Below are 19098 nucleotides of genomic sequence, written 5' to 3'. Positions count from 1 at the left end.
TTCGGACATGCGTGTACTGATCGTGGAGGACGAGCCCTACCTGGCCGAGGCCGTCCGTGACGGTCTGCGGCTGGAGGCGATCGCCGCCGACATCGCCGCCGACGGCGATTCCGCCCTGGAACTGCTCGGCGTCAACTCCTACGATCTCGCGGTCCTCGACCGTGACATCCCCGGCCCCTCCGGCGACGAGGTCGCCCGGCGTATCGTCGCCTCCGGCAGCGGCATCCCGATCCTCATGCTCACCGCCGCCGACCGGATCGAGGACAAGGCTTCCGGGTTCGGACTCGGCGCCGACGACTACCTCACCAAACCGTTCGAGCTGCGGGAACTCGTGATGCGACTGAGGGCGCTCGACCGCAGGCGCGCGTACGCCCGGCCGCCGGTCCGCGAGATCGCGGGCCTGCGGCTGGACCCCTTCCGCCGGGAGGTCTTCCGCGACGGACGCCATGTCGCGCTCACCCGGAAGCAGTTCGCCGTGCTGGAAGTCCTCGTCGCCGCCGAGGGCGGTGTCATCAGCGCCGAAGAGCTGTTGCGGCGGGCCTGGGACGAGAACGCCAACCCTTTCACCAACGCCGTCCGCATCACCGTGTCCGCCCTGCGCAAACGGCTCGGCGAACCATGGATCATCGCCACCGTGCCCGGCGTCGGCTACCGGATCGACACCGCGACGGACGCCATCACGGACACGGACGCCATCACGGACACGGACACAGGGGCGGACGCCACCCACCCCGGCGGCACTCATGGATAGACGCCCAGGGCACAGTGCCCGGCTGAAACTCACCCTCAGCTACGCCGGATTCCTCTTCGTCGCCGGCACGCTCCTGCTGGTCGTCATGTGGGTGTTCGTGCTGCGCTGGCTTCCGACGAACGACCCCCGGCTCATCCAGGAGACGTACGGCGCCGTGATCATCGTCGGGCCCAGCCGCTCCGACCTCCTGCGTGGCTTCGCCCCCGCCGCGGCGGTCTCACTGTGCTTCCTGCTGGTGTTCGGCCTCCTCGGGGGGTGGATCCTCGCCGGCCGGATGCTCTCACCTCTCTCACGGATCACGGACGCGGTACGGACGGCCGGGAGCGGGTCGCTGTCGCACCGGATCCGTATGAAGGGCCGTCAGGACGAGTTCCGCGAACTCTCCGACGCCTTCGACTCGATGCTCGAACAACTCGAGTCCCAGGTCGCCGAGCAGCAGCGGTTCGCCGCGAACGCCTCCCACGAACTGCGCACCCCGCTGGCGATCTCACGGACACTCCTGGACGTCGCCCGCAAGGACCCCACGCAGGACCGGGAGGAACTCATCGAACGTCTGCACGCCGTCAACACGCGGGCGATCGATCTCACCGAAGCCCTCCTGCTGCTCAGCCGCAGCGACCGCGGAAACCTTCCCCGCGAGAGCGTCGACCTCTCCCTCATCGCCGAGGAAGCCGCCGAAACGCTGCTCCCCTTCGCCGAAGAGCGCCGGATCACGCTCGACGTCACCGGCGGGACGGCCCGGACCAGCGGCTCGGCGGAACTCCTGCTGCGGATGGCGACGAACCTCGTCCAGAACGCCGTCGTCCACAACCTCCCCGATGGCGGCACCGTGACGGTCCACACCGGGACGGAGGGCCGCGCGAGCGTGCTGCGGGTCGAGAACACCGGCCGCCGGCTTCCGCCGGAACTGGTGCCGACCCTCACCGAACCGTTCCGGCGCGGAACGGACCGCGTACGCACCGACGGGCACGCGGGCGTCGGCCTCGGCCTGGCCATCGTGGCCGGCATCGTCCGCGCCCACGACGGGACCCTCGAACTCGTCCCCCGCCCCGACGGCGGTCTCCTGGTCACGGTCCGGCTGCCCGGCACACCGTAGGCGGCGTCCCCGGGCGGGGCCGCACCGCCGTGTGACGCCGTTCAGCCGGCGGTTCCGTAGGCGGCCATGAACATGTCCACGAGTCCGTCGACCGCGTCCGCGTCGATCGGGCGGGTGGACATCAGGCTGCGGTAGTACAGGGCACCGCACAACACCTCGGCGGCGAACTCCAGGTTCACGTCCGCGGTCAGTTCACCGGCACGCTGGGCGCGTGTGATCCGGTCGAGGGTGCTCTGCTCGACGGTGGCCAGGAAGCGTTCGTGCAGTGTCGCCCGGAGCGCGGGATCCCCTTGTGCCTCGGCGATGACCGCGCGGTAGACGGGGCCGATCGGCGGGCTGGAGAGGGCCGCGCCGGAACGGAGGAACTGCTCGCGCAGATCCTCGCGGACGCTCCCCGTGTCGCGGTAGTCCAGGTCGCTGGTCCACACGCGGCTGAGCGCGTCGAGCAGCAGCGCAGCCTTGGAGGGCCAGCGCCGGTAGATCGTGTGCTTTCCGACTCCGGCCCGGCGGCCGACGGCCTCGATGCTCAGGCCCGCGTACCCGACCTCCGCGGCCAGATCGAGGGTCGCCTGCAACAGCTCCTCGGTGCGCTCGGCACCTCGACGCCGAGGCGCGGCGGGCGGTTCGGTCATGAGTCCATGTTATCGGCACGTGCCGTGCCGTTGACAATGCCGGGTCCGCGCGGAATATTCGGGCGCCATCGGCACGGTGCGTGTCGATGGCGGACGGGTGGCGTGCCGTCATCCGCGTGCCCGAGCGCGGGGACAACGGGATCCTCGAGGGGGAGTTCTGTCATGAGCAGCAAGGAAAGCGGTCGGCACGAGGGGTTCACGGCCGAAGAGCGGGCCGCGATGAAGGACCATGCCAAGGAACTGAAGAAGGAGGCCCGCCGCGGTTCGCGCGCGGACAAGGCGGCCGAGGCGGAGCGGGACGTCCTCGCGAAGATCGCCGAGATGGGGGAGTCCGACCGGATCATGGCCGAGCGCGTCCACGCCGTCGTCACGGCCTGCGCCCCGGTCCTCGCGCCGAAGCTCTGGTACGGCATGCCCGCCTACGCGCTGGACGGCAAGGTCGTGTGTTTCTTCCAGAGCGCGGAGAAGTTCAAGGCGCGGTACGCGACGCTCGGGTTCAGTGACCGGGCGAACCTGGACGAGGGCACGATGTGGGCCACCGCGTTCGCTCTGACCGGGCTCACGGCCGAGGTCGAGGCGAAGATCGGCGCGCTCGTGAAGCAGGCGGTGAGCTGAGGCACCGTTCGACGGAGCCCGGACGGAGCCCGGGACGCGTGTGCCTCGCCCGGACGGACCGGGCGAGGCGCACGAGGCCGGCAGGGCATCCGGGGCGCGAGTGATCCAGGGCGGTCGAGCCCGGCCTCAGCGGCCCTTGCGTACCCGGGCAGCCGCGCGGGCCTCCGCGGCCTTGCGGGCGTCCGCGGTCTTGCGCGACTCCTTGGCGGGGCGCCCGGGACGCGTGCCGATGCCCCGGAAGGGCGCGTTGCCGGTGCTCGGCCCGGTGGGCGGGCGTTTGGCCCCGGTGATGGCGGTGAGCGACGCCTCGCCCGAACGCACCTGGGTGACGGTCGGCCGGATGCCGGCGTCGGACATCAGACGGTTCACGTCGCGCCGCTGGCCGGCGGTGACCAGGGTGACCACCTTCCCGGACTCCCCGGCGCGCGCGGTGCGGCCGCCACGGTGCAGGTAGTCCTTGGCGTCCGCGGGCGGGTCGACGTTGACGACGAGGTCGAGCGCGTCGATGTGGATGCCCCGGGCGGCGACGTTGGTGGCCACCAGCACGTTGATCTCACCGTTCTTGAACTGGGCGAGCGTGTGCGTGCGCTGCGGCTGCGACTTCCCGCTGTGCAGGGCGGAGGCACGGATGCCACTGGCCCGCAGATGACGGGTGAACTGGTCCACGCCCGCCTTGGTGTCCAGGAACATCAGCACCCGGCCGTCCCGGGCGGCGATCTCGGTCGCCGTCGCGTACTTGTCGGCGCCGTGGATGTTCAGCACGTGGTGTTCCATCGTGGTGACCGAGCCCGCCACCCGGTCGACCGAGGCGAGAACCGGGTCGTGGAGGTAGTTCTGTACGAGCTCATCGACGTTGCGGTCGAGCGTGGCCGAGAACAGCAGCCGCTGACCGTCGGCGCGCACCTGATCCATGAGGTCCGAGACCTGCGGCAGGAAGCCCAGGTCGCACATCTGGTCCGCCTCGTCCAGCACCGTGATCCGCACCTGGTTCAGGAGACAGTCCCGGCGTGACACCAGGTCGGTCAGCCGCCCCGGCGTCGCGATGAGCACCTCGACGCCGCTCCGCAGCTGAGCCTGCTGCCGGTTGATCGACAGCCCGCCCACCACCGTCCCCAGTCGTACGTCCAGGGTCCGCGCGTACGGTTCCAGCGCGTCGCTCACCTGCTGCGCGAGCTCCCGGGTCGGCACCAGGACCAGCGCCAGCGGCCGCTTCGCCTCCGCGCGGCGGCCCGCGGTCCGGGCGAGCAGGGCCAGTCCGAAGGCCAGCGTCTTGCCGGAGCCGGTCCGCGCCCGGCCGAGGACGTCGCGTCCGGCCAGCGCGTTCGGCAGCGTCGCGGCCTGGATCGGGAAGGGCTCCGTCACTCCGAGCCCGGTCATCCTGGCCACCAGTGCCGCCGGCAGGCCGAGGGCGTCGAACGACGCGGCGGGAGGCAGGCCTGTGGAGCCGGACGGTGGTGCCGTGACGTCGTCCTGCGGCGCCGGCTGCCGCTCGCCGGCGTCGGAGAGTCCAGGGGCCGGCGGCTTCGCGTTCATGGGGAACCTTCCTCAGTCTGACGCCCGGAACGCCCCGGGGCCCGTGCCACTCGGCACGGGCCCCGGCGACTTCGAAGCGTGTTCCCCATTTTACCAGCGGGCCGCAGGGCGCCGGCCGGGCCGGTGACAGGCGACGGGTGAGGGGTGGGGGTGAGGGGCGACGGGTGACAGGTGTCAGATGACCGGGGTCCTGGTCACACGGTCCTCGGTGTCCTCGCGGCGGCCCGGTCGTCCGCGGAATCCCTCCGCCCTTCGATGTGACCTTCTTCCCTCTTCCTTGCCATCGGCGTCCCGGTGTGGGAAGCATCTGCGCAACGAGTCTCCGAAGAACTGTTATTCGAGGTTCCGCGGGCGGTCTCCCAGGCAACGGCAGCATCGTTCGGAGTCGAGGACAGGAAAGCTTTCATGAGGAGACAGCACGCGGTGGAGCCGGCGGCACTGGTGACTGCCGCCCGGGCAGGCGACTTGGCGGCTCAGGACGCCCTGGTCAGCGCCTATCTCCCCTTGGTCTACAACATCGTCGGGCGCGCGCTGAACGGCTCCGTCGACGTCGACGACGTCGTGCAGAACACCATGCTCCGGGCCCTCGACGGCCTGGACGGCCTGCGTACGCCGGAGAGCTTCCGCTCCTGGCTCGTGGCGATCGCGATGAACCAGGTCCGGGCGCACTGGCGGGACCGGCAGCTCGCCCCGGACGGTGTGGAGGAGGCGGAGGAACTCGCCGACCCCGGCGCCGACTTCGTGGACCTGACCCTGATGCGGCTCCAGCTCTCCGGCCAGCGGCGGGAGACCGCGCTGGCGACCCGCTGGCTCGAACCCGACGACCGGGGCGTGCTCTCGCTGTGGTGGCTGGAATGCGCCGGTGAGGTGACCCGGGCCGAGGTGGCCGAGGCGCTGGAGGTGTCGCCTCAGCACGCGGCGGTCCAAGTACAGCGTATGAAGGCGCAGTTGGAAACCGCTCGTGTGGTGGTACGGGCCCTCGGCGCCCGCCCGCCGTGCGAGGAGCTGCGGGGTGTCCTCGCCTCCTGGGACGGCCGGCCCTCGGCATTGTGGCGCAAGCGCATCGCCCGGCACGCCCGCGACTGTGTCCGCTGCTCCGGCCTGTGGAGCGGACTGATGCCCGCGGAGGGACTGCTGGCCGGTCTGGCGCTGATCGCCGTGTCGCCGGGGCTGACGGCCGCGCTGTACGACGCTTTTGGCGGGATGGCCGCCACGGGCTCGGCGTCACAGGCCCCGGCCGCCGCGGGGCACGGGGAAGCGGGCTCGTCGGGGGCCGCCGGGCACCGGGCTTCCGGCGGAAGAACGGCCTCGCGCGGTGAGGCTCGCCGGCGCCGACGCGTACGGCGCCGGGCGCTGGGCGGCGCCCTCGTGGCGGTCTGCGTGGCGGGCGGCGGTTTCTGGTACGTGGAGACAGGGCCCGGAGCACGAACCGACGAGGCGGCCCCCTCGCGGACCGCGGGCGACCCCGTCAGGGACCTCTCCGCGCCGGACGCCTCCGCCTCGCCGTCGGCAAGCGCCACGGCATCGGCATCGGCCTCGCCGTCGGCGTCCGCGTCGAAGAAGGCGAAGGCGAAGGCCTCCCGGACACCCCGCCCCGCCGAGCCGAGCAAGTCGGCCGCCTCCTCCTCGGCCGCGCCGACCCGGAGGGCGTCCGGCGTGGCGCAGGCGCAGTCGGCGCCGACGGCCACCGTGGCCCAGGTGGTCGCGCTGGTGAACAAGGAGCGGGCGGCCGCCGGCTGCGGACCGCTCACCGAGGACCCGCAGCTGGAGGACGCGGCCCAGGTCCACTCCGAGGACATGGCCGCACGCGACTTCTTCGAACACACCAACCCCGACGGCGCCGACCCCGGTGAGCGCATCACCGCCGCGGGCTACCGCTGGTCCACGTACGGCGAGAACATAGCCGCGGGTCAGCAGACCCCTTCGGCGGTGATGGACTCGTGGATGAACAGCCCGGGACACCGCGCGAACATTCTCAACTGTTCGTTCAAGAACATCGGGGTGGGCGTGCACAAGGGGTCGGGCGGTCCCTGGTGGACACAGGACTTCGGGGCGAAGCTGTGACGGCCGGAGCTCCTTCCCGGGCGGGAGGCTCCCCGGGCGTGGCCCTGCCTGACCCGCCTCGGGACCGAACGCGCCTCAGGTGACGTGCCAGCCGGGTTCGAGGCGGTCGAGGAGCGCGCGGAAGGCCGCGTCCGCCGGCTCCCGGCCGCCCTCGGCCTGGGCGGCGACGACCAGGCCGAAGGTCGCGTCGACCAGCAGGGCGGCCTCCGTCCGGGCTCGGGCCCGCGGCATGCCGAGGTCCTGGAAGACGGCGGTGAACAGCTCCGTCCACTCGGTCAGCACGTCACTCAGGACGGGCCCGTACCGGTCGGGGTCGATCAGGCTGGCGGTCATGATCTCGAGGTAGAGGGGGAGGGCGGGGCGCAGGTCGGGGGCGTCGAACCGCCGCCAGATCTCCTCCATGAAACGGCGGAGGCCCGCCGGGTCCCGCGGGGACTCCTCGGAGGCGAGCATCTCCCTGGCCCGCAGGAGCGGTCGCCTCTCGTCCAGGGCGAGCGCCTCGGCGACCATGCCCTCCTTGGTCCCGAAGTAGTACAGGAGCATGCGGTCGCTGGTGCCCAGGGCTCGGGCGAGCGGGCGCAGGGAGAGTCCGGCGAGGCCGTTGCGCACCAGGTACGCGCGGACCCGGTCGGTCAGCTCGCGTCGTTTGGCCTGGTCGGAGGGTCGTGGCATGAGGGCTCCCGGCGGCCGCGGTGTCTCTGCGTGCTCGTGTGACACCAGACACATTCCATATGTTCCGGTCAGTACTCTTGGAAAGGATTTTTACCGTAGCGAGCGCTACATGCATATTTGTTATCGTGACGGGCGTTACGTGAACGCGTGACCTGACAATGTCCGGACCGGTCGTCGACGGGTCCGTGCCGCTCGGGCGGTGTGGTCGCCGGCAGTGCAGAAGGGACTGATTCCCATGGCCCCTGGGGCCATCGACCTCCTGGCGACACCTCGCCGGGGGCGCTTCGCCCGGCTCTACCGCCGGCCCGAGGGATCGGAGCGCGAGGACGCCACGACACGTGATCAGCAGAAGGAGGCATCCGCGGAAGCCGCACCCACCTCGTGGCTGGCCCGGAACCGGGCCCTTTGGTCGCGTGCGCTGCAACCCATCCGTCCGTTCGACGCGCCCCGCGCCCGGGTCACCCCCTGGGAGGCCTCCTGGCCCCTGTCGCGGGAACTGACCTCGGCCCGTCGGGCCCGCCGTCTGGTGACGGCACAACTGGACGAGTGGAATCTGGAGGACGTGGCCGACACCGCGGAGCTCCTGGTCAGCGAGCTGGTCACCAACGCTCTGTGCCATACGCGCGGCCCCCTGCGGCTCAACCTGTGCCTGCGCGGCGACCGCCTGCTGTGCGAGGTCGAGGACACGGAGCCCGAATGTCCCGTACGGCGCGAGGTCGACGCCGACGCGGAGGGCGGTCGCGGTACCGAACTGCTCGACCTGCTCGCCGAGAGCTGGGGCAGCACCTGCACACCCACCGGCAAGACCATGTGGTTCGAAGTACCCGCACAGACCCCGTCGTAGCACCTGCCGAGCCCTCGGCGGCGATCGCGCCCGCCCTGTCGGCCAGGCGGCGGGCAGCGACCGTCCGGCCCCGGTGTTCCCGCTTCCGGGGAAGGGCGCTGAAAGCCGGCCGGCCGCACCGGCCGGACCGCTCAGGCGACGGTGATCACCTGAGTGGCCAGGAAGCCGAGGAGCGCGGCGTTGAACCGTCCGGGCTGTTCCGCGCCGGGAAGGTGGCCGGCGCCCTCGATGACGGTCAGGAGCGCGTGCGGGACGAGAGCGCGGATGGCCTCGGCGTCGGCGACCGGGGTGTAGACGTCGTCGGCGCCGACGACGATCAGTACGGGGGACTGCACGGCCGCGAGCGTGTCCCGGTAGTCGGGGCGCTCGGCCCGGCCGCGCAGGGCCGCCGCGGCACCGCGGGGATCGGTGGCGCGCATCATGCCCAGGACGTGCTCGGCGACGTGGGGCAGCGCGGTGACGTTGTAGTCGGCGAGCATCTTGCCGATGACCTCGTCCGCGTAGCCGTTCATCCCCTCCGTCAGGAGGCGGTCGGCCAGCCGATTGCGGAAGGCCTTGCCCTCGTCCGTCTCGGCCGGGGCGGAGGTGTCCGACAGGACGAGCGCGCGGACGCGGTGGGTGTGGACGCGCTGCATTTCCAGGGCGATCTGCCCGCCCATCGAGACACCGCCCACGACCGCCCGGTCGATGTCCAGGTGGTCCAGGAGCGCGGCGAGGTCGTCGGCGAAGTCGGAGAGATACACGGGGCCGGTCTCCACCCCGCTGGCGCCGTAGCCGCGCAGATCCGGGGTGATGACCCGGTGCCCGGCCGCGACGAGCGCCTCGGCCTGAGGGGCCCACAGGGTCCGGTCGAAGGGGTGCCCGTGGATCAGCAGGACGGGCAGCCCGGCCGGGGAGCCGGTGTCGTCGTAGTGGATCGTCGTACCGCGCAAGGCTATGGAGGTCATGCCAGGCACCCTAGGGCCTGTCCGGCCACAAGATCATCGCGATGGCCGAAGCGGGTCACCGCCTGTCACCGTGCTTACCGGGTACGGATGTTGCTCTCGCCCGGCACGTCCGGGCGCCTGCCGGGTACGGATGCCGCTCTCGCTCCGCGTGGCCGGGCGTGTCCCGTGCCGAAGCCGTTCGGCACGGACGCCGATGGCCCGGCACGAGCGCGAGGTCGATCGCGTCGGCCGGGCCATCGAGATGCACGGGGAGGGGGTTACTCCGCCTCGTGCCGGGCTCCGTAGGGGGCACCGGCGTCCGTGCCGCCGTACTGGGCGTGCTCCTCGGCGGGCCACTGGGGCGGTGCCGACGACCAGTGACCGGCCTGCGGGGCGCTGTGGGCCATCGGCGCCGGAGCGTCCGCCATGCCCGACACCTGCACCGGCATGGCCTTTCCTTGTGCGACGACCTTGGAGCGCTTCTTGGCCGGCTTGTCCCGACCGTCGTCGCCGAGGATCAGGACCGGGTCGAACATGACGACGGCCGTGGCGAGGATGAGGAAGATGATCGGGCCCAGGAGCATCGGCAGCAGGAGCGAGGAGCCCTCCTGGCCGCTGATGGTCGGGGCCGTATCGATGCTGTTGTGGAGATGGACGTTCACGGCGGCCATGCCCGTGTAGTGCATGCCGGTGACGGCCAGGCCCATGACGAGGCTGGCGCCGAGCGTGCGGACGAAGCCCTGTACGGAGACGGCGGCCCACAGCGCGGCGATCGCCGCCACGAGGGCGATGATCACGGACAGGGTCACGGTGAACGCGTTGTAGCTGAGCTCTCCGTTGAGCTGCATCGCGAACATGCCGAGGTAGTGCATGGTCGCGACGCCGAGACCGGTGATGGAGCCGCCCACGGTGAGGGCCGCCCGTGTGGCACCGCGATGCCCGACGATGAAGACGCCCGCGGAGACCACCACGATCGCCACGGCGAGACTGAGCAGGGTCAGCGGGACGTCGTAGGTGACGGGCGTCTCCGCCACGGAGAAGCCCGTCATGGCGATGAAGTGCATCGTCCAGATGCCGCAGCCAAGGGCGCTGGCCCCGAGGGCGAGCCAGCCGAGCCTCCAGCCGGGCTCGTGGTGCACCGTGCGCACCACACAGCGCAGCCCCAACGCCGAGCCCACACAGGCCATGACGTAGGCGGCCACCGGTGTGATCAGCCCGTAGCTGAAGCCGTCGATCGTGCCGTTCATCCGCTCCCTAACTAACTCTGTACCGCTGACATGCGAAGGACATTGAGCCCTTTTTCCGGTAGCGATAGCAAATTCTTGAGCCGATGCTGATTGAAACTTGCAGGATCGTTATCGATCTCCCGCGTTCACTCGCACACGCGGGCCCCGAGGTGCCCGGACCTTTGTCACGTCCCAGGTGCCCGGCCGGGAATTTCGACCGGCCCTTTCGGCCTTGTGCAGTGCGATGCCGTGTCGTTGTGAGGCGGGGCGGACGGACCGCCGACGGCGCGTGAGAGCGCGCCTGTGCGGGTCCGACGAGGACTAGGAAGAAGGGGTGCGTGCGATGAGCCGGAACGAGGAGAAGGCGCTGCTGGCCGGTGGCTGTTTCTGGGGCGTGCAGGATCTGATCAGGACGTTCCCGGGTGTTCTGGACACGCGGGTGGGATACAGCGGCGGCGACGTGGCCAATGCGACGTATCGCAACCATGGAACGCATGCCGAGGCGATCGAGATCACCTTCGATCCCACGAAGACCGACTACCGGACGATCCTGGAGTACTTCTTCCAGATCCACGACCCGTCGACGAAGAACCGGCAGGGCAACGACATCGGTCTCAGCTACCGGTCCGCCATCTTCTACGTCGACGACGAGCAGAAGCGGGTCGCCGAGGAGACCATCGCGGATGTCGACGCTTCCGGGCTGTGGCCGGGGAAGGTCGTGACCGAGGTCGCGCCGGCCGGTCCGTTCTGGGAGGCGGAGCCGGAGCACCAGGACTACCTCCAGCGCTACCCCGACGGCTACACCTGCCACTTCGTCCGTCCGAACTGGCGGCTGCCGAGGCGCGCGGAATCCTGAGCGGTGCCTGACGGCCCGCGCGGTCCCGAGCGGGGCCTGTGACGGCCCGCGCGGCCGGCGCGGGCCCCGGGCCGGTGTCACGAGGCCGCGGGCGGTTCGACGCTTAGGGCGGTCCCGACGAGGCCGCGCGGGCCGCCTGCGGTCGCACGGGGGTGCCTGGGCCGCGGGCCGGTGTCCTGGGCGGGTCCGTTGCGGATGCGATCTTGCGGTGGTGCCGGTCGCGACGGCTGCCCCGGGCCCGCGTCGGCGCGCTGTCGTCCGACGTCGACATCGATCCGGCGCCGCTCGGCGTGGCGGTGTCCGCGCCGCTCTGGACGCGGGTGGCCCCCTCGCACCCGGACACGGTGGCGACAGCCCCGGCCGGACCTGCCGAGCTCGCGGTGGCCGCGGCGACGACCGGTCCGGCGACCTCGCCGCTCACGCGCTGTGCCGCGACGTGGAGGCCCTGTGTCATTGCCTGACGGCGGGTGGCCCGGGGGCACCGTCACACGGATCGGGACGGCGCCCGTGTCGCGTACGAACAAGGCGGCCGCGAAGCTCCGCGCGGGCTGAACGCGAACCGCCCGGCGGTGCGGGCCGGCCCCGAACCGCCCCTGCCGTTCAGACGTATTCGTTGCGTTTGAGCTCGATCACCCAGGCGCGGCGTTCGCAGATCTTCCCGTCGCGCATGCGGAACACCTCGGCCATCGACATGCGCATCGGCTCTCCCGTTTCCCGCATCACCGTTCCGGTGAGCTCGGCCATGACCACGTCGTCCTCCTCGACCATGCGCACGACCTCCAGCCGGGGAGGCGGGACGAAGCCGGGACCCTCGATCGCGGCGTCGTACGCCTCCTTGCCGGTCAGATGGAAACCGCCGAAAACCGTCCACTCGATGTCATCGGTGAGGCAGCTCAGAATCTGTTCGTGATCGTTCTTCCGGAAACCGTTCAAGTAGGCCTCGACGGTCCGCTTGTTCTCGGACATGACTCCTGCTTTCCATCGCGAGGAAGGGCGAAAGACGGCCGTACCGCTCCGGAGGCGCTGATCCGGACCGTGAACCGTCGAGGCACCTCCATAGCGCCCACGTGAGCGGGAGGCAAGCTGGGCTCACTCGATGGTGTGGTGCCGTACGGCAGATAGAGTTGCGGCCCTCGAAAGGCGTAGTGTCATATGCCTGTTGCCCAGGGCAGGCGGGCAACTTGCAGGCGGGGGCCAGGGGAGAGGACGGCATCACGAGATGACGAGCACCGACTGGAGTGATCGAGGATTGTGCCGTACGGCCGATCCTGACGACCTGTTCGTCGAGGGGGCGGCGCAGAACCGGGCCAAAATGCTGTGCATCGGCTGCCCCGTGCTCACCGAATGCCTCGCCTATGCGCTGGACCAGCGCATCGAGCACGGCGTCTGGGGCGGCATGACCGAGCGGGAGCGTCGTGCCCTGTTGCGCCGCCGGCCTACGGTCACTTCCTGGCTGAATCTCCTGGAAACGGCCCGAGTGGAGCACGAACGCTCGCAGGACACCACGGCTGTCGCACAGACGGCGAGCTGATCACGGCCTTACCCTCGGGCGCATGTATCGGTTCCGAGGGCGCGCCCGGCGCCCCGCTCGTCACGGGGGAGCGGGGTCCGCCGGGCGCCGGGTCGTGCCCGTGGGCGTGACCGGCGCCGATGTCGTGCTCGTCGGCCAATTCTCCGCCAAGGAGAAGAACTTCGTCGCGCTCATGGATGCCGCGGCGGCGGAACTGACGGCGCGCGGTGCCCGGGTCGTCGGGCGGATCACGCAACGGCGTGGTGTCTCGGACGGCGGGGTCCGGAAGATGAACCTGCCGTATTCCTCGCGCACGCTGCTGAGTTCCGGGAAAGTCCGTGAAGTCGCCGCGCTCTGTGAAGAAACCGATGCCGACCTGGTCGTCTTCGTCACTTCTCTGACAGATCGACAGCAAAACGTGCTGACAGGGATATTCGACCGCCCCGCGACGAGGCTCACCGAGATCATCGACGTCCGCTGAGCGGGAATTGCTTATGCCGTTTCGGTTCACCGTTCGTATGGCAGCCGGCTGCGGACGGTGAGCGAACTCGTAGAGGCGCGGCGAAGTCCCGAACGGCCCACCCGCCGGAATCCACTGGCTCCGGGCCGGAGACATCCGTGGCATCTGATCATGATCGAGGGCGCGGGGGCCATGGACGACGAGCGCGACGCGGGGCCGGAGAGGCGACTCGCCTGGCGCGCCGCGTCTGTTGGGCTCGCGGTGTTCGCGCTTCTCCGCCCCGAACGGGAAGCGCTGAACCACCCTCGCGCCTGGGATGCCTGACCCGAACCGGAACGCGGGACCAAGAGGGCCTCGCTGCGAAGCCGACACGGGATCCTGTCCCGCTGTTCCTCCCGTCCTGCGTGCCCTCGCAGCCTCTCGTCCCGCGCGCCCTCGCAGCCCCTGTGCCGCGATCCTGGCCGTCTCCCACGCCGCGATCCTCACCCGCACACGCCGCGATCGTCACCTTTCGCTTGGCCCGCACAAAATGAGGCCGGAAACACCGCAACGAGGCAGACCGCTGAAAAGGGCCAAATATTCAAAGGCCGTCACGCGTGCATTTTTTCCGGCCACTCGGATCGGTTGAATCAAGCCAGTTGTGTGACCTGACATTGTGCGCGGCGGTGTGAACTGTCACCGTCGTGCGCGGAATGACAGCCCGATCATGACTTTCGAGAACCTCAACTCCGGTGCCGTGCAGGGATGTTGGTCCACAAGTGTGCCGACCCGGCCAAAGTGCCATTTCTCCTCCCTTTACCGGCTGCAGGCCCCGAGGTGGGTGTCTGCCGGGCGGGCGACCCCTTCCATGAACGACACATCACGACAGTGTGCGGTTTCGGCTCGGACGATCTCCGACGGCCATCCGCGTATCCGGCGAAGGAGAAGTTTCGCAGCCATGAAGACGAGTCCATTGCGTGCACCCGACGGCAGAACATCCATCCGGCACCGGGGCGCCACGAGCGCGAGACCTGGCTGGCGAGTCAGGACCGTCGTGTTCGCCGCCACCACGGCGCTCCTCTCGGCCGGCACCCTGCTCGGCGCCGGTCCGGCCTCGGCGGCACCCGCGGCGATCAAGCTGACTTCCTCGTCCTGCCCCGGCGTGATCCAGAAGGGCCAGGCGAGCGGCTGCGTCACGGAGTTGCAGAACCTGCTCAACGCCCACGGGGCCGGGCTGCTGGTGGACGGCATCTTCGGGGCCAACACCCTCTACGCGGTGCGCGAGTACCAGGCCTCCACCGCGATCGCCGTGGACGGACAGGTCGGCCCCCAGACCAAGTCCAAGCTGTACGCGACCGGTGGCTCGTCCCCGGCACCGATCAATCTCAGGTCCTCCTCGTGCCCGGCGAACATCGTCCAGGGCGACAAAGGGGGCTGCGTCACCGAACTGCAGCGGTTGCTCCGCCACTTCGGCTACTCGATCGACGTGGACGGCGACTTCGGGCCGGCGACGGCCGGCGCGGTCCGCGGTTTCCAGTCCGCGCACGGTCTTTCCGTCGACGGCCAGGTCGGAACGAACACCAAGCGCGAGCTCTACGACACCGACGAGTCGCCGTCCACCGCGCTGGACCTGAGATCGGGCTCCTGCCCCTCGAACATCGTGGAGGGGCAGAGCGGCGGTTGTGTCGCGACGCTTCAGGCCCTGCTCAACGGCAAGGGGCAACACCTGGACGTGGACGGCGAGTTCGGGCCCCTGACCCTGGCTGCCGTGAAGTCGTACCAGTCCTCGGCGGGTCTCTCCGTCGACGGGGAGGTCGGTCCGAACACCAAGGCCGCTCTGTACGCGAACATCAGCACGGGCGGCGGCAGCGGCGCACCGGCCCCGGTCAACCTGAACTCCGGCTCGTGCCCGGGCAACATCGTGAAGGGCCAGCGCGGCGGCTGTGTGACAGAGTTGCAGAGCCTGCTCAACCACCACGGAGCCGATCTCGCCGTCGACGGCGACTTCGGACCGTTGACCGACAGCGCGGTGCGGGACTTCCAGGCCGAGAAGGGTCTGTCGGTCGACGGGCAGGTCGGTCCGAACACCAAGGCCGCTCTGTACGGTGCTGTCACCCCGCCCTCCTCGCCCCCGTCCGGCGGCGGGTACAGCAAGATCCTCGGTGTGGCCGCCGCCGAGGTGGGGACGGTCGAGGGCAGCGCTCGGGCGAACAGCTACGGATCGGCCGTGGGCCTCTCGCTGTCCACCAGCAACTACGCCTGGTGCGCGACCTTCGTGAGCTGGGTGGCCAAGCAGACCGGGGCCAGTTCCTACCGCAACAGCTACGTCTCGGGCTGGGTCAAGCAGGCGCGGGCCGGCAACTACCACCTCTCGGTCACCACGAACCCGCAGCCGGGCGACATCGTGGCCTTCGACTGGAACGGGGGCGACAACTACACCGGTGGGCAGGAGCACATAGGCATCGTGCGAACGGTGAGCGGCGGGTCCGGTTTCACCACCGTCGAAGGCAACACCGGCAACCCCAACGGCGGGTCGGACGGCGTCTACGTCAAGACGCGCAGCACGAACAGCGGATACGACGTCATGTTCATCCGCGTCCGCTGACCGGCCGACGGGACGAGCCATGAACCACCTTTCCTCACAGGACGGTTCATGGCCGGTTCCGGTGAGGGAGCGCCGTTCGGGAGGCTCCGCATGAATCACCGAGCCGAGCCGAGCCGACGGACCGAGCCGGACCGCCGAGCCGCGCCGGTGAGCGGGGTGCGGTCCAGGCCCGGCGGGCCGCGTCCCGGACCGGGGAGCGAGCCCCTTGCGCCGGTTGTCATGACTGACCGGAACTGTCGCCCGGGGTCGGCTCCCCCGCTAGGCTCAGGTCCGTACCTGTGGTCAGCGGGAAGGGTGAAGCGCCCGTGACGTAGCCGTCGCACCGGTCATGAGCGCCAGGGTCCACCCCGTTCAGAGCACGGCACCGTGATTCGTCCGCGGCGGCGGCATCCGGACTTCCGCAGACCGGGAGCCGCCGACCCGGACATGAGCCCGACTCGCCCCCTCACGCCGGAACCCGGCGACCGGCGTCCCTCCTCGGGCACCGGTGGGCACAGACATCCACGTCCGCGTACCGACACCCCTCACAGAGGTCCGATGCCCACCCTCAGAATTGGCAAGTACCTGACATTAGCGGCAGCAGCCCTCCTGCTGCTGGCCACGGCTCCCGGGGCGATCGCCGCCACCTCGGATCCCGCGGACCGCGCGCGGGTGACCTCCGCCGACGCTCCGGCGGACGCCGAGACGTGGCGAGCGCCGCTCTCCACCCGCGGACGGTACATCGTGGACGCCGACGGCAACCGTTTCCGGCTGAAGTCGGCGAACTGGGACGGCGCGCAGGGCTCCTGGACGGGCAGCGGCAGTGTCGACGACCCGGCCAACCACCACGCGGGCCAGAACTCCTACGGCATCCCCCTCGGCCTGGACCGCGCGTCGCTGCCCCAACTGCTCGACGACTTCCACCGGCTGGGCATCAACAGCATCCGGCTGCCCTTCTCCAACGAGATGATCCACTCGACGACCCCGGTGCCGGACGCGGCCGTCACGGCCAACCCGGAGCTGCGCGGCAGAACACCCCTCCAGGTCTACGACGCCGTGGTCGCCGCCCTCACCCGGAGCGGGTTCGCCGTCATCCTCAACAACCACACCAACACCTCGCGTTGGTGCTGCGGAGTCGACGGCAACGAGCGCTGGAACAGCAGTCAGTCCACCCAGCGGTGGGCGGACGACTGGGTCTTCATGGCCCGCCGTTACGCCGGTGACCCACGCGTGGTGGGCGCCGACCTCTACAACGAAGTACGCCGTGACGTACTGGACGACCCCAACTGGGGCCTGGGTGACGCCCACGACTGGTACGCGGCCGCCCAGCTCGCCGCGGACCGCGTCCTCTCCGAGGCCAACGCCAACCTCCTCGTCGTCATCGAGGGGATCAACTGGACCGGTCTGCCGGTCGACGGACTGCCGCACGGCCGTCCCACCCTCAGCCCCGTACGCAACCTCTCGCACACCCTCGTCGCCTCGCACAAGCTGGTGTACTCGGCCCACTTCTACGGATACACCGGCCCCAACCACAGCGGGGCTACCGGAATCGGCGAAACCCACGACGCCCGCTACCAGGACCTCACCCGCGACCAGCTCTACCAAGTCCTGGGCGACCAGGCCTTCTTCGTCTCCTCCGAAGCGAACCAGCACTTCACCGCCCCTGTGTGGATCAGCGAGTTCGGCATCGGCGCGGGCGAGACCGGCGCGGCAGCCCGGACCTGGTTCGGCAACATCACCGACTACTTCGCCGACCACGACGTCGATTTCGCCTACTGGCCGCTGGTCAGCTGGGAAGGCCACGACGACTGGTCCCTGCTGCGCTACGACACCTCGGGCAACCGGTACGGCGTCCTCGACCGGTCCGACTGGCGCGGCACCGCGTGGAACCGGCTCATGACCGCCCCGACCCGCACCGGGTCCGTCGCCGCGGTCCCCAGCTGGCAGATGCTCGCCACTGATCACGGCGACCATGTGCAGTCGCTTCGGGTGCGCGCGGGAGGCGACTGGAACTCGGGTGCGTCCAAGGCCACGTGCCCCGACGGCGAACGGCTGATCGGACTCGGCCACAGCGGTGTCCGCGCGCTGTGCACCGACGTCTCCACCGGTGACCTCCGCTCCGCGGCCGGCACCCAGACGGTCGTCACCGACGAGCGCCATGTTCCCGCGGGCGGAGACTGGGCCTCCGGGTACACCAAGTTGCAGTGCCCCGCGGGGAACTTCCTCATCGGCTACAGCCGCCGTGGTGGCCGCACCTCCGCCGCCCTGTGCGTTCCGGCCGGCACGTCGCTGGCGGGAACCGGGCGAACCGTGTGGTTCGACCGCTCCGACAACCGGCCCGCCGGCGCGGCCGGAGGGGACTTCGCGAACGGCGACTACAAGGGCCAGTGCGCCGATGACGAGTACGCCGCCGGAATCGCCTACACGACCCGCTTCGGCGCCGCCCAGGGCCCGGCCGCACTGCTCTGCCGCAAACTGAACTGATCACGACCCGGCCGCCGTCGACGCGGTGCGCGGACCGGGGCGAACGGCTCCGGAGCCGCGCCGGGCCGTGACGGACGTACGGCGGTCCCGGAACCGCCGGGACCCGACGGACCGAGCCCATACGCACGGGCCGGCCGGGTCCCGGCGATGCCTCCCGTCACGTTTCCGCGAGTCCCCGCGCGCCGCCTCCGCAGGGCGGACCGCACCACGGGAGGGTGTGTGACAGGCCCGACAGTTCATTGGATCAGGTCGGTGTGCGGATGCTCGGGGGAGGCCGGGCGGACGTATAGCTGCATGTTGTCGGTGCTGCCCACTTCCACCTTCGTCGGCTGCGCGGGGGACTGGCCGACGCGATGACCGGCGGCGTAGGCGGCGGCTCGGTCTTCGTACGGCGCCCAGCCGCGTTTCTCACCACCGTCCCATTCGAAGGAGGCGATGGTCAGCAGCGGGGCCATCCGGGCGTCGCAGACAGTGCAGTATCGGCGGTACGGGTCGGTGCGGCCCCACGGAGGCCAGCCGCCGACCTTCCAGCCGGGAGCGTCAGCCAGATTGCCGTTGTAGAACTCCGCCGGACAGTCCGCGTACGAGCTGTCCACGCCGACGCCGGCTGCCTGCCATCTGCTCCAGTCCTCCACCGTCAGCCGCATCTCCGGGCTCAGATCAAGGCTGTTGGGATACTCGGTGATGGCTTCCGGTGCCAACAGACACGGCTCCGGTACATAGCCGTTCCAGTCCGCCTCGGCCGGCGCCGGCGCTCAACCGGCTGCAACGCCCACCGACCCGGCCGCGATGACGACAAGCCTGCCTGTGTGGCAACTGTCGTGCCTCCGGCTCACCCGTCTCGCCTCACGCCGGGTTGAAGGACG

General features: G+C 70.4%; 17 protein-coding genes. 10 read left to right on the top strand and 7 right to left on the bottom strand.

The genetic code is table 11. The features are described 5' to 3' along the window. Nucleotides 1–7 precede the first annotated feature (7 nt). Nucleotides 8–751, top strand: a complete 744-nt coding sequence (locus tag ACFYW9_RS02975; RefSeq protein ID WP_389143890.1) for a response regulator transcription factor — start codon at nt 8–10, stop codon at nt 749–751. Next, complete coding sequence (locus ACFYW9_RS02970; RefSeq protein ID WP_389143887.1) at nt 744–1847, top strand: sensor histidine kinase; 1104 nt, start codon at nt 744–746, stop codon at nt 1845–1847. Before ACFYW9_RS02975 ends, ACFYW9_RS02970 begins: the two co-directional genes overlap by 8 nt. Before the next feature lie 41 nt (nt 1848–1888). On the opposite strand, the gene ACFYW9_RS02965 is transcribed toward ACFYW9_RS02970, so the two are convergent. Further along, nucleotides 1889–2479, bottom strand: coding sequence for a TetR/AcrR family transcriptional regulator (locus tag ACFYW9_RS02965; RefSeq protein ID WP_389143884.1), 591 nt, complete (start codon nt 2477–2479; stop codon nt 1889–1891). 162 nt (nt 2480–2641) lie between these two features. On the opposite strand from ACFYW9_RS02965, the gene ACFYW9_RS02960 reads away from it, so the two are divergent. Continuing rightward, the gene (locus ACFYW9_RS02960) at nt 2642–3094 is read left to right on the top strand and encodes an iron chaperone (protein WP_389143881.1); all 453 of its coding nucleotides are present in this window, start codon (nt 2642–2644) and stop codon (nt 3092–3094) included. A 126-nt stretch (nt 3095–3220) separates the two neighbouring features. Here ACFYW9_RS02960 and ACFYW9_RS02955 read toward each other — a convergent pair whose 3' ends face one another. Further along, nucleotides 3221–4627, bottom strand: coding sequence for a DEAD/DEAH box helicase (locus ACFYW9_RS02955; protein WP_351864499.1), 1407 nt, complete (start codon nt 4625–4627; stop codon nt 3221–3223). Between the two features lie 405 nt (nt 4628–5032). Here ACFYW9_RS02955 and ACFYW9_RS02950 point away from each other — a divergent pair, with 405 nt between their 5' ends. Further along, a complete protein-coding gene (locus ACFYW9_RS02950) occupies nt 5033–6691 on the top strand; it encodes a sigma-70 family RNA polymerase sigma factor (protein ID WP_389143877.1) in 1659 nt (552 codons plus the stop codon). 75 nt (nt 6692–6766) lie between these two features. On the opposite strand, the gene ACFYW9_RS02945 is transcribed toward ACFYW9_RS02950, so the two are convergent. Then, on the bottom strand, nt 6767–7363 hold the full coding sequence (locus tag ACFYW9_RS02945; protein ID WP_389143874.1) for a TetR/AcrR family transcriptional regulator: 597 nt from the start codon (nt 7361–7363) through the stop codon (nt 6767–6769). Between the two features lie 235 nt (nt 7364–7598). Between ACFYW9_RS02945 and ACFYW9_RS02940 the strand changes: the two genes are divergently transcribed. Continuing rightward, the gene (locus ACFYW9_RS02940; RefSeq protein ID WP_389143871.1) at nt 7599–8207 is read left to right on the top strand and encodes an ATP-binding protein; all 609 of its coding nucleotides are present in this window, start codon (nt 7599–7601) and stop codon (nt 8205–8207) included. A gap of 131 nt (nt 8208–8338) precedes the next feature. Here ACFYW9_RS02940 and ACFYW9_RS02935 read toward each other — a convergent pair whose 3' ends face one another. Further along, nucleotides 8339–9154, bottom strand: a complete 816-nt coding sequence (locus ACFYW9_RS02935) for an alpha/beta fold hydrolase (RefSeq protein WP_389143868.1) — start codon at nt 9152–9154, stop codon at nt 8339–8341. Between the two features lie 257 nt (nt 9155–9411). Next, entirely contained in the window at nt 9412–10380 is a 969-nt protein-coding gene (locus tag ACFYW9_RS02930; RefSeq protein ID WP_389143865.1) for an MHYT domain-containing protein, read from the bottom strand. Between the two features lie 322 nt (nt 10381–10702). Here ACFYW9_RS02930 and msrA point away from each other — a divergent pair, with 322 nt between their 5' ends. Then, nucleotides 10703–11215 (top strand): peptide-methionine (S)-S-oxide reductase MsrA, encoded by a 513-nt coding sequence (gene msrA, locus ACFYW9_RS02925; RefSeq protein WP_351864515.1) that lies wholly within the window; start codon nt 10703–10705, stop codon nt 11213–11215. A 600-nt stretch (nt 11216–11815) separates the two neighbouring features. Here the strand turns inward: msrA and ACFYW9_RS02920 are convergent. Next, nucleotides 11816–12181, bottom strand: coding sequence for a nuclear transport factor 2 family protein (locus ACFYW9_RS02920; RefSeq protein WP_389143860.1), 366 nt, complete (start codon nt 12179–12181; stop codon nt 11816–11818). A gap of 253 nt (nt 12182–12434) precedes the next feature. On the opposite strand from ACFYW9_RS02920, the gene ACFYW9_RS02915 reads away from it, so the two are divergent. From ACFYW9_RS02915 to ACFYW9_RS02900, 4 genes are all read left to right on the top strand, one after another. Continuing rightward, the gene (locus ACFYW9_RS02915) at nt 12435–12746 is read left to right on the top strand and encodes a WhiB family transcriptional regulator (RefSeq protein ID WP_326783670.1); all 312 of its coding nucleotides are present in this window, start codon (nt 12435–12437) and stop codon (nt 12744–12746) included. Nucleotides 12747–12846: 100 nt separating this feature from the next. Beyond that, nucleotides 12847–13206: a hypothetical protein gene (locus tag ACFYW9_RS02910; RefSeq protein WP_389143856.1), complete on the top strand. Its 360-nt coding sequence runs from the start codon at nt 12847–12849 to the stop codon at nt 13204–13206. Between the two features lie 1012 nt (nt 13207–14218). Next, nucleotides 14219–15769 (top strand): peptidoglycan-binding protein, encoded by a 1551-nt coding sequence (locus ACFYW9_RS02905; protein WP_389143853.1) that lies wholly within the window; start codon nt 14219–14221, stop codon nt 15767–15769. A 537-nt stretch (nt 15770–16306) separates the two neighbouring features. Continuing rightward, nucleotides 16307–18232, top strand: a complete 1926-nt coding sequence (locus tag ACFYW9_RS02900; protein WP_389143850.1) for a glycoside hydrolase family 5 protein — start codon at nt 16307–16309, stop codon at nt 18230–18232. A gap of 236 nt (nt 18233–18468) precedes the next feature. On the opposite strand, the gene ACFYW9_RS02895 is transcribed toward ACFYW9_RS02900, so the two are convergent. Further along, nucleotides 18469–18933: a hypothetical protein gene (locus ACFYW9_RS02895; RefSeq protein ID WP_389143847.1), complete on the bottom strand. Its 465-nt coding sequence runs from the start codon at nt 18931–18933 to the stop codon at nt 18469–18471. Nucleotides 18934–19098 lie beyond the last annotated feature (165 nt).

Origin of the sequence: Streptomyces sp. NPDC002698 (assembly GCF_042888945.1) — a bacterium.
In the GTDB taxonomy this organism is placed as follows: domain Bacteria; phylum Actinomycetota; class Actinomycetes; order Streptomycetales; family Streptomycetaceae; genus Streptomyces.
The sequence above is the reverse complement of the archived record's forward strand: the minus strand, read 5'-3'. Positions and strand labels throughout refer to the sequence as shown.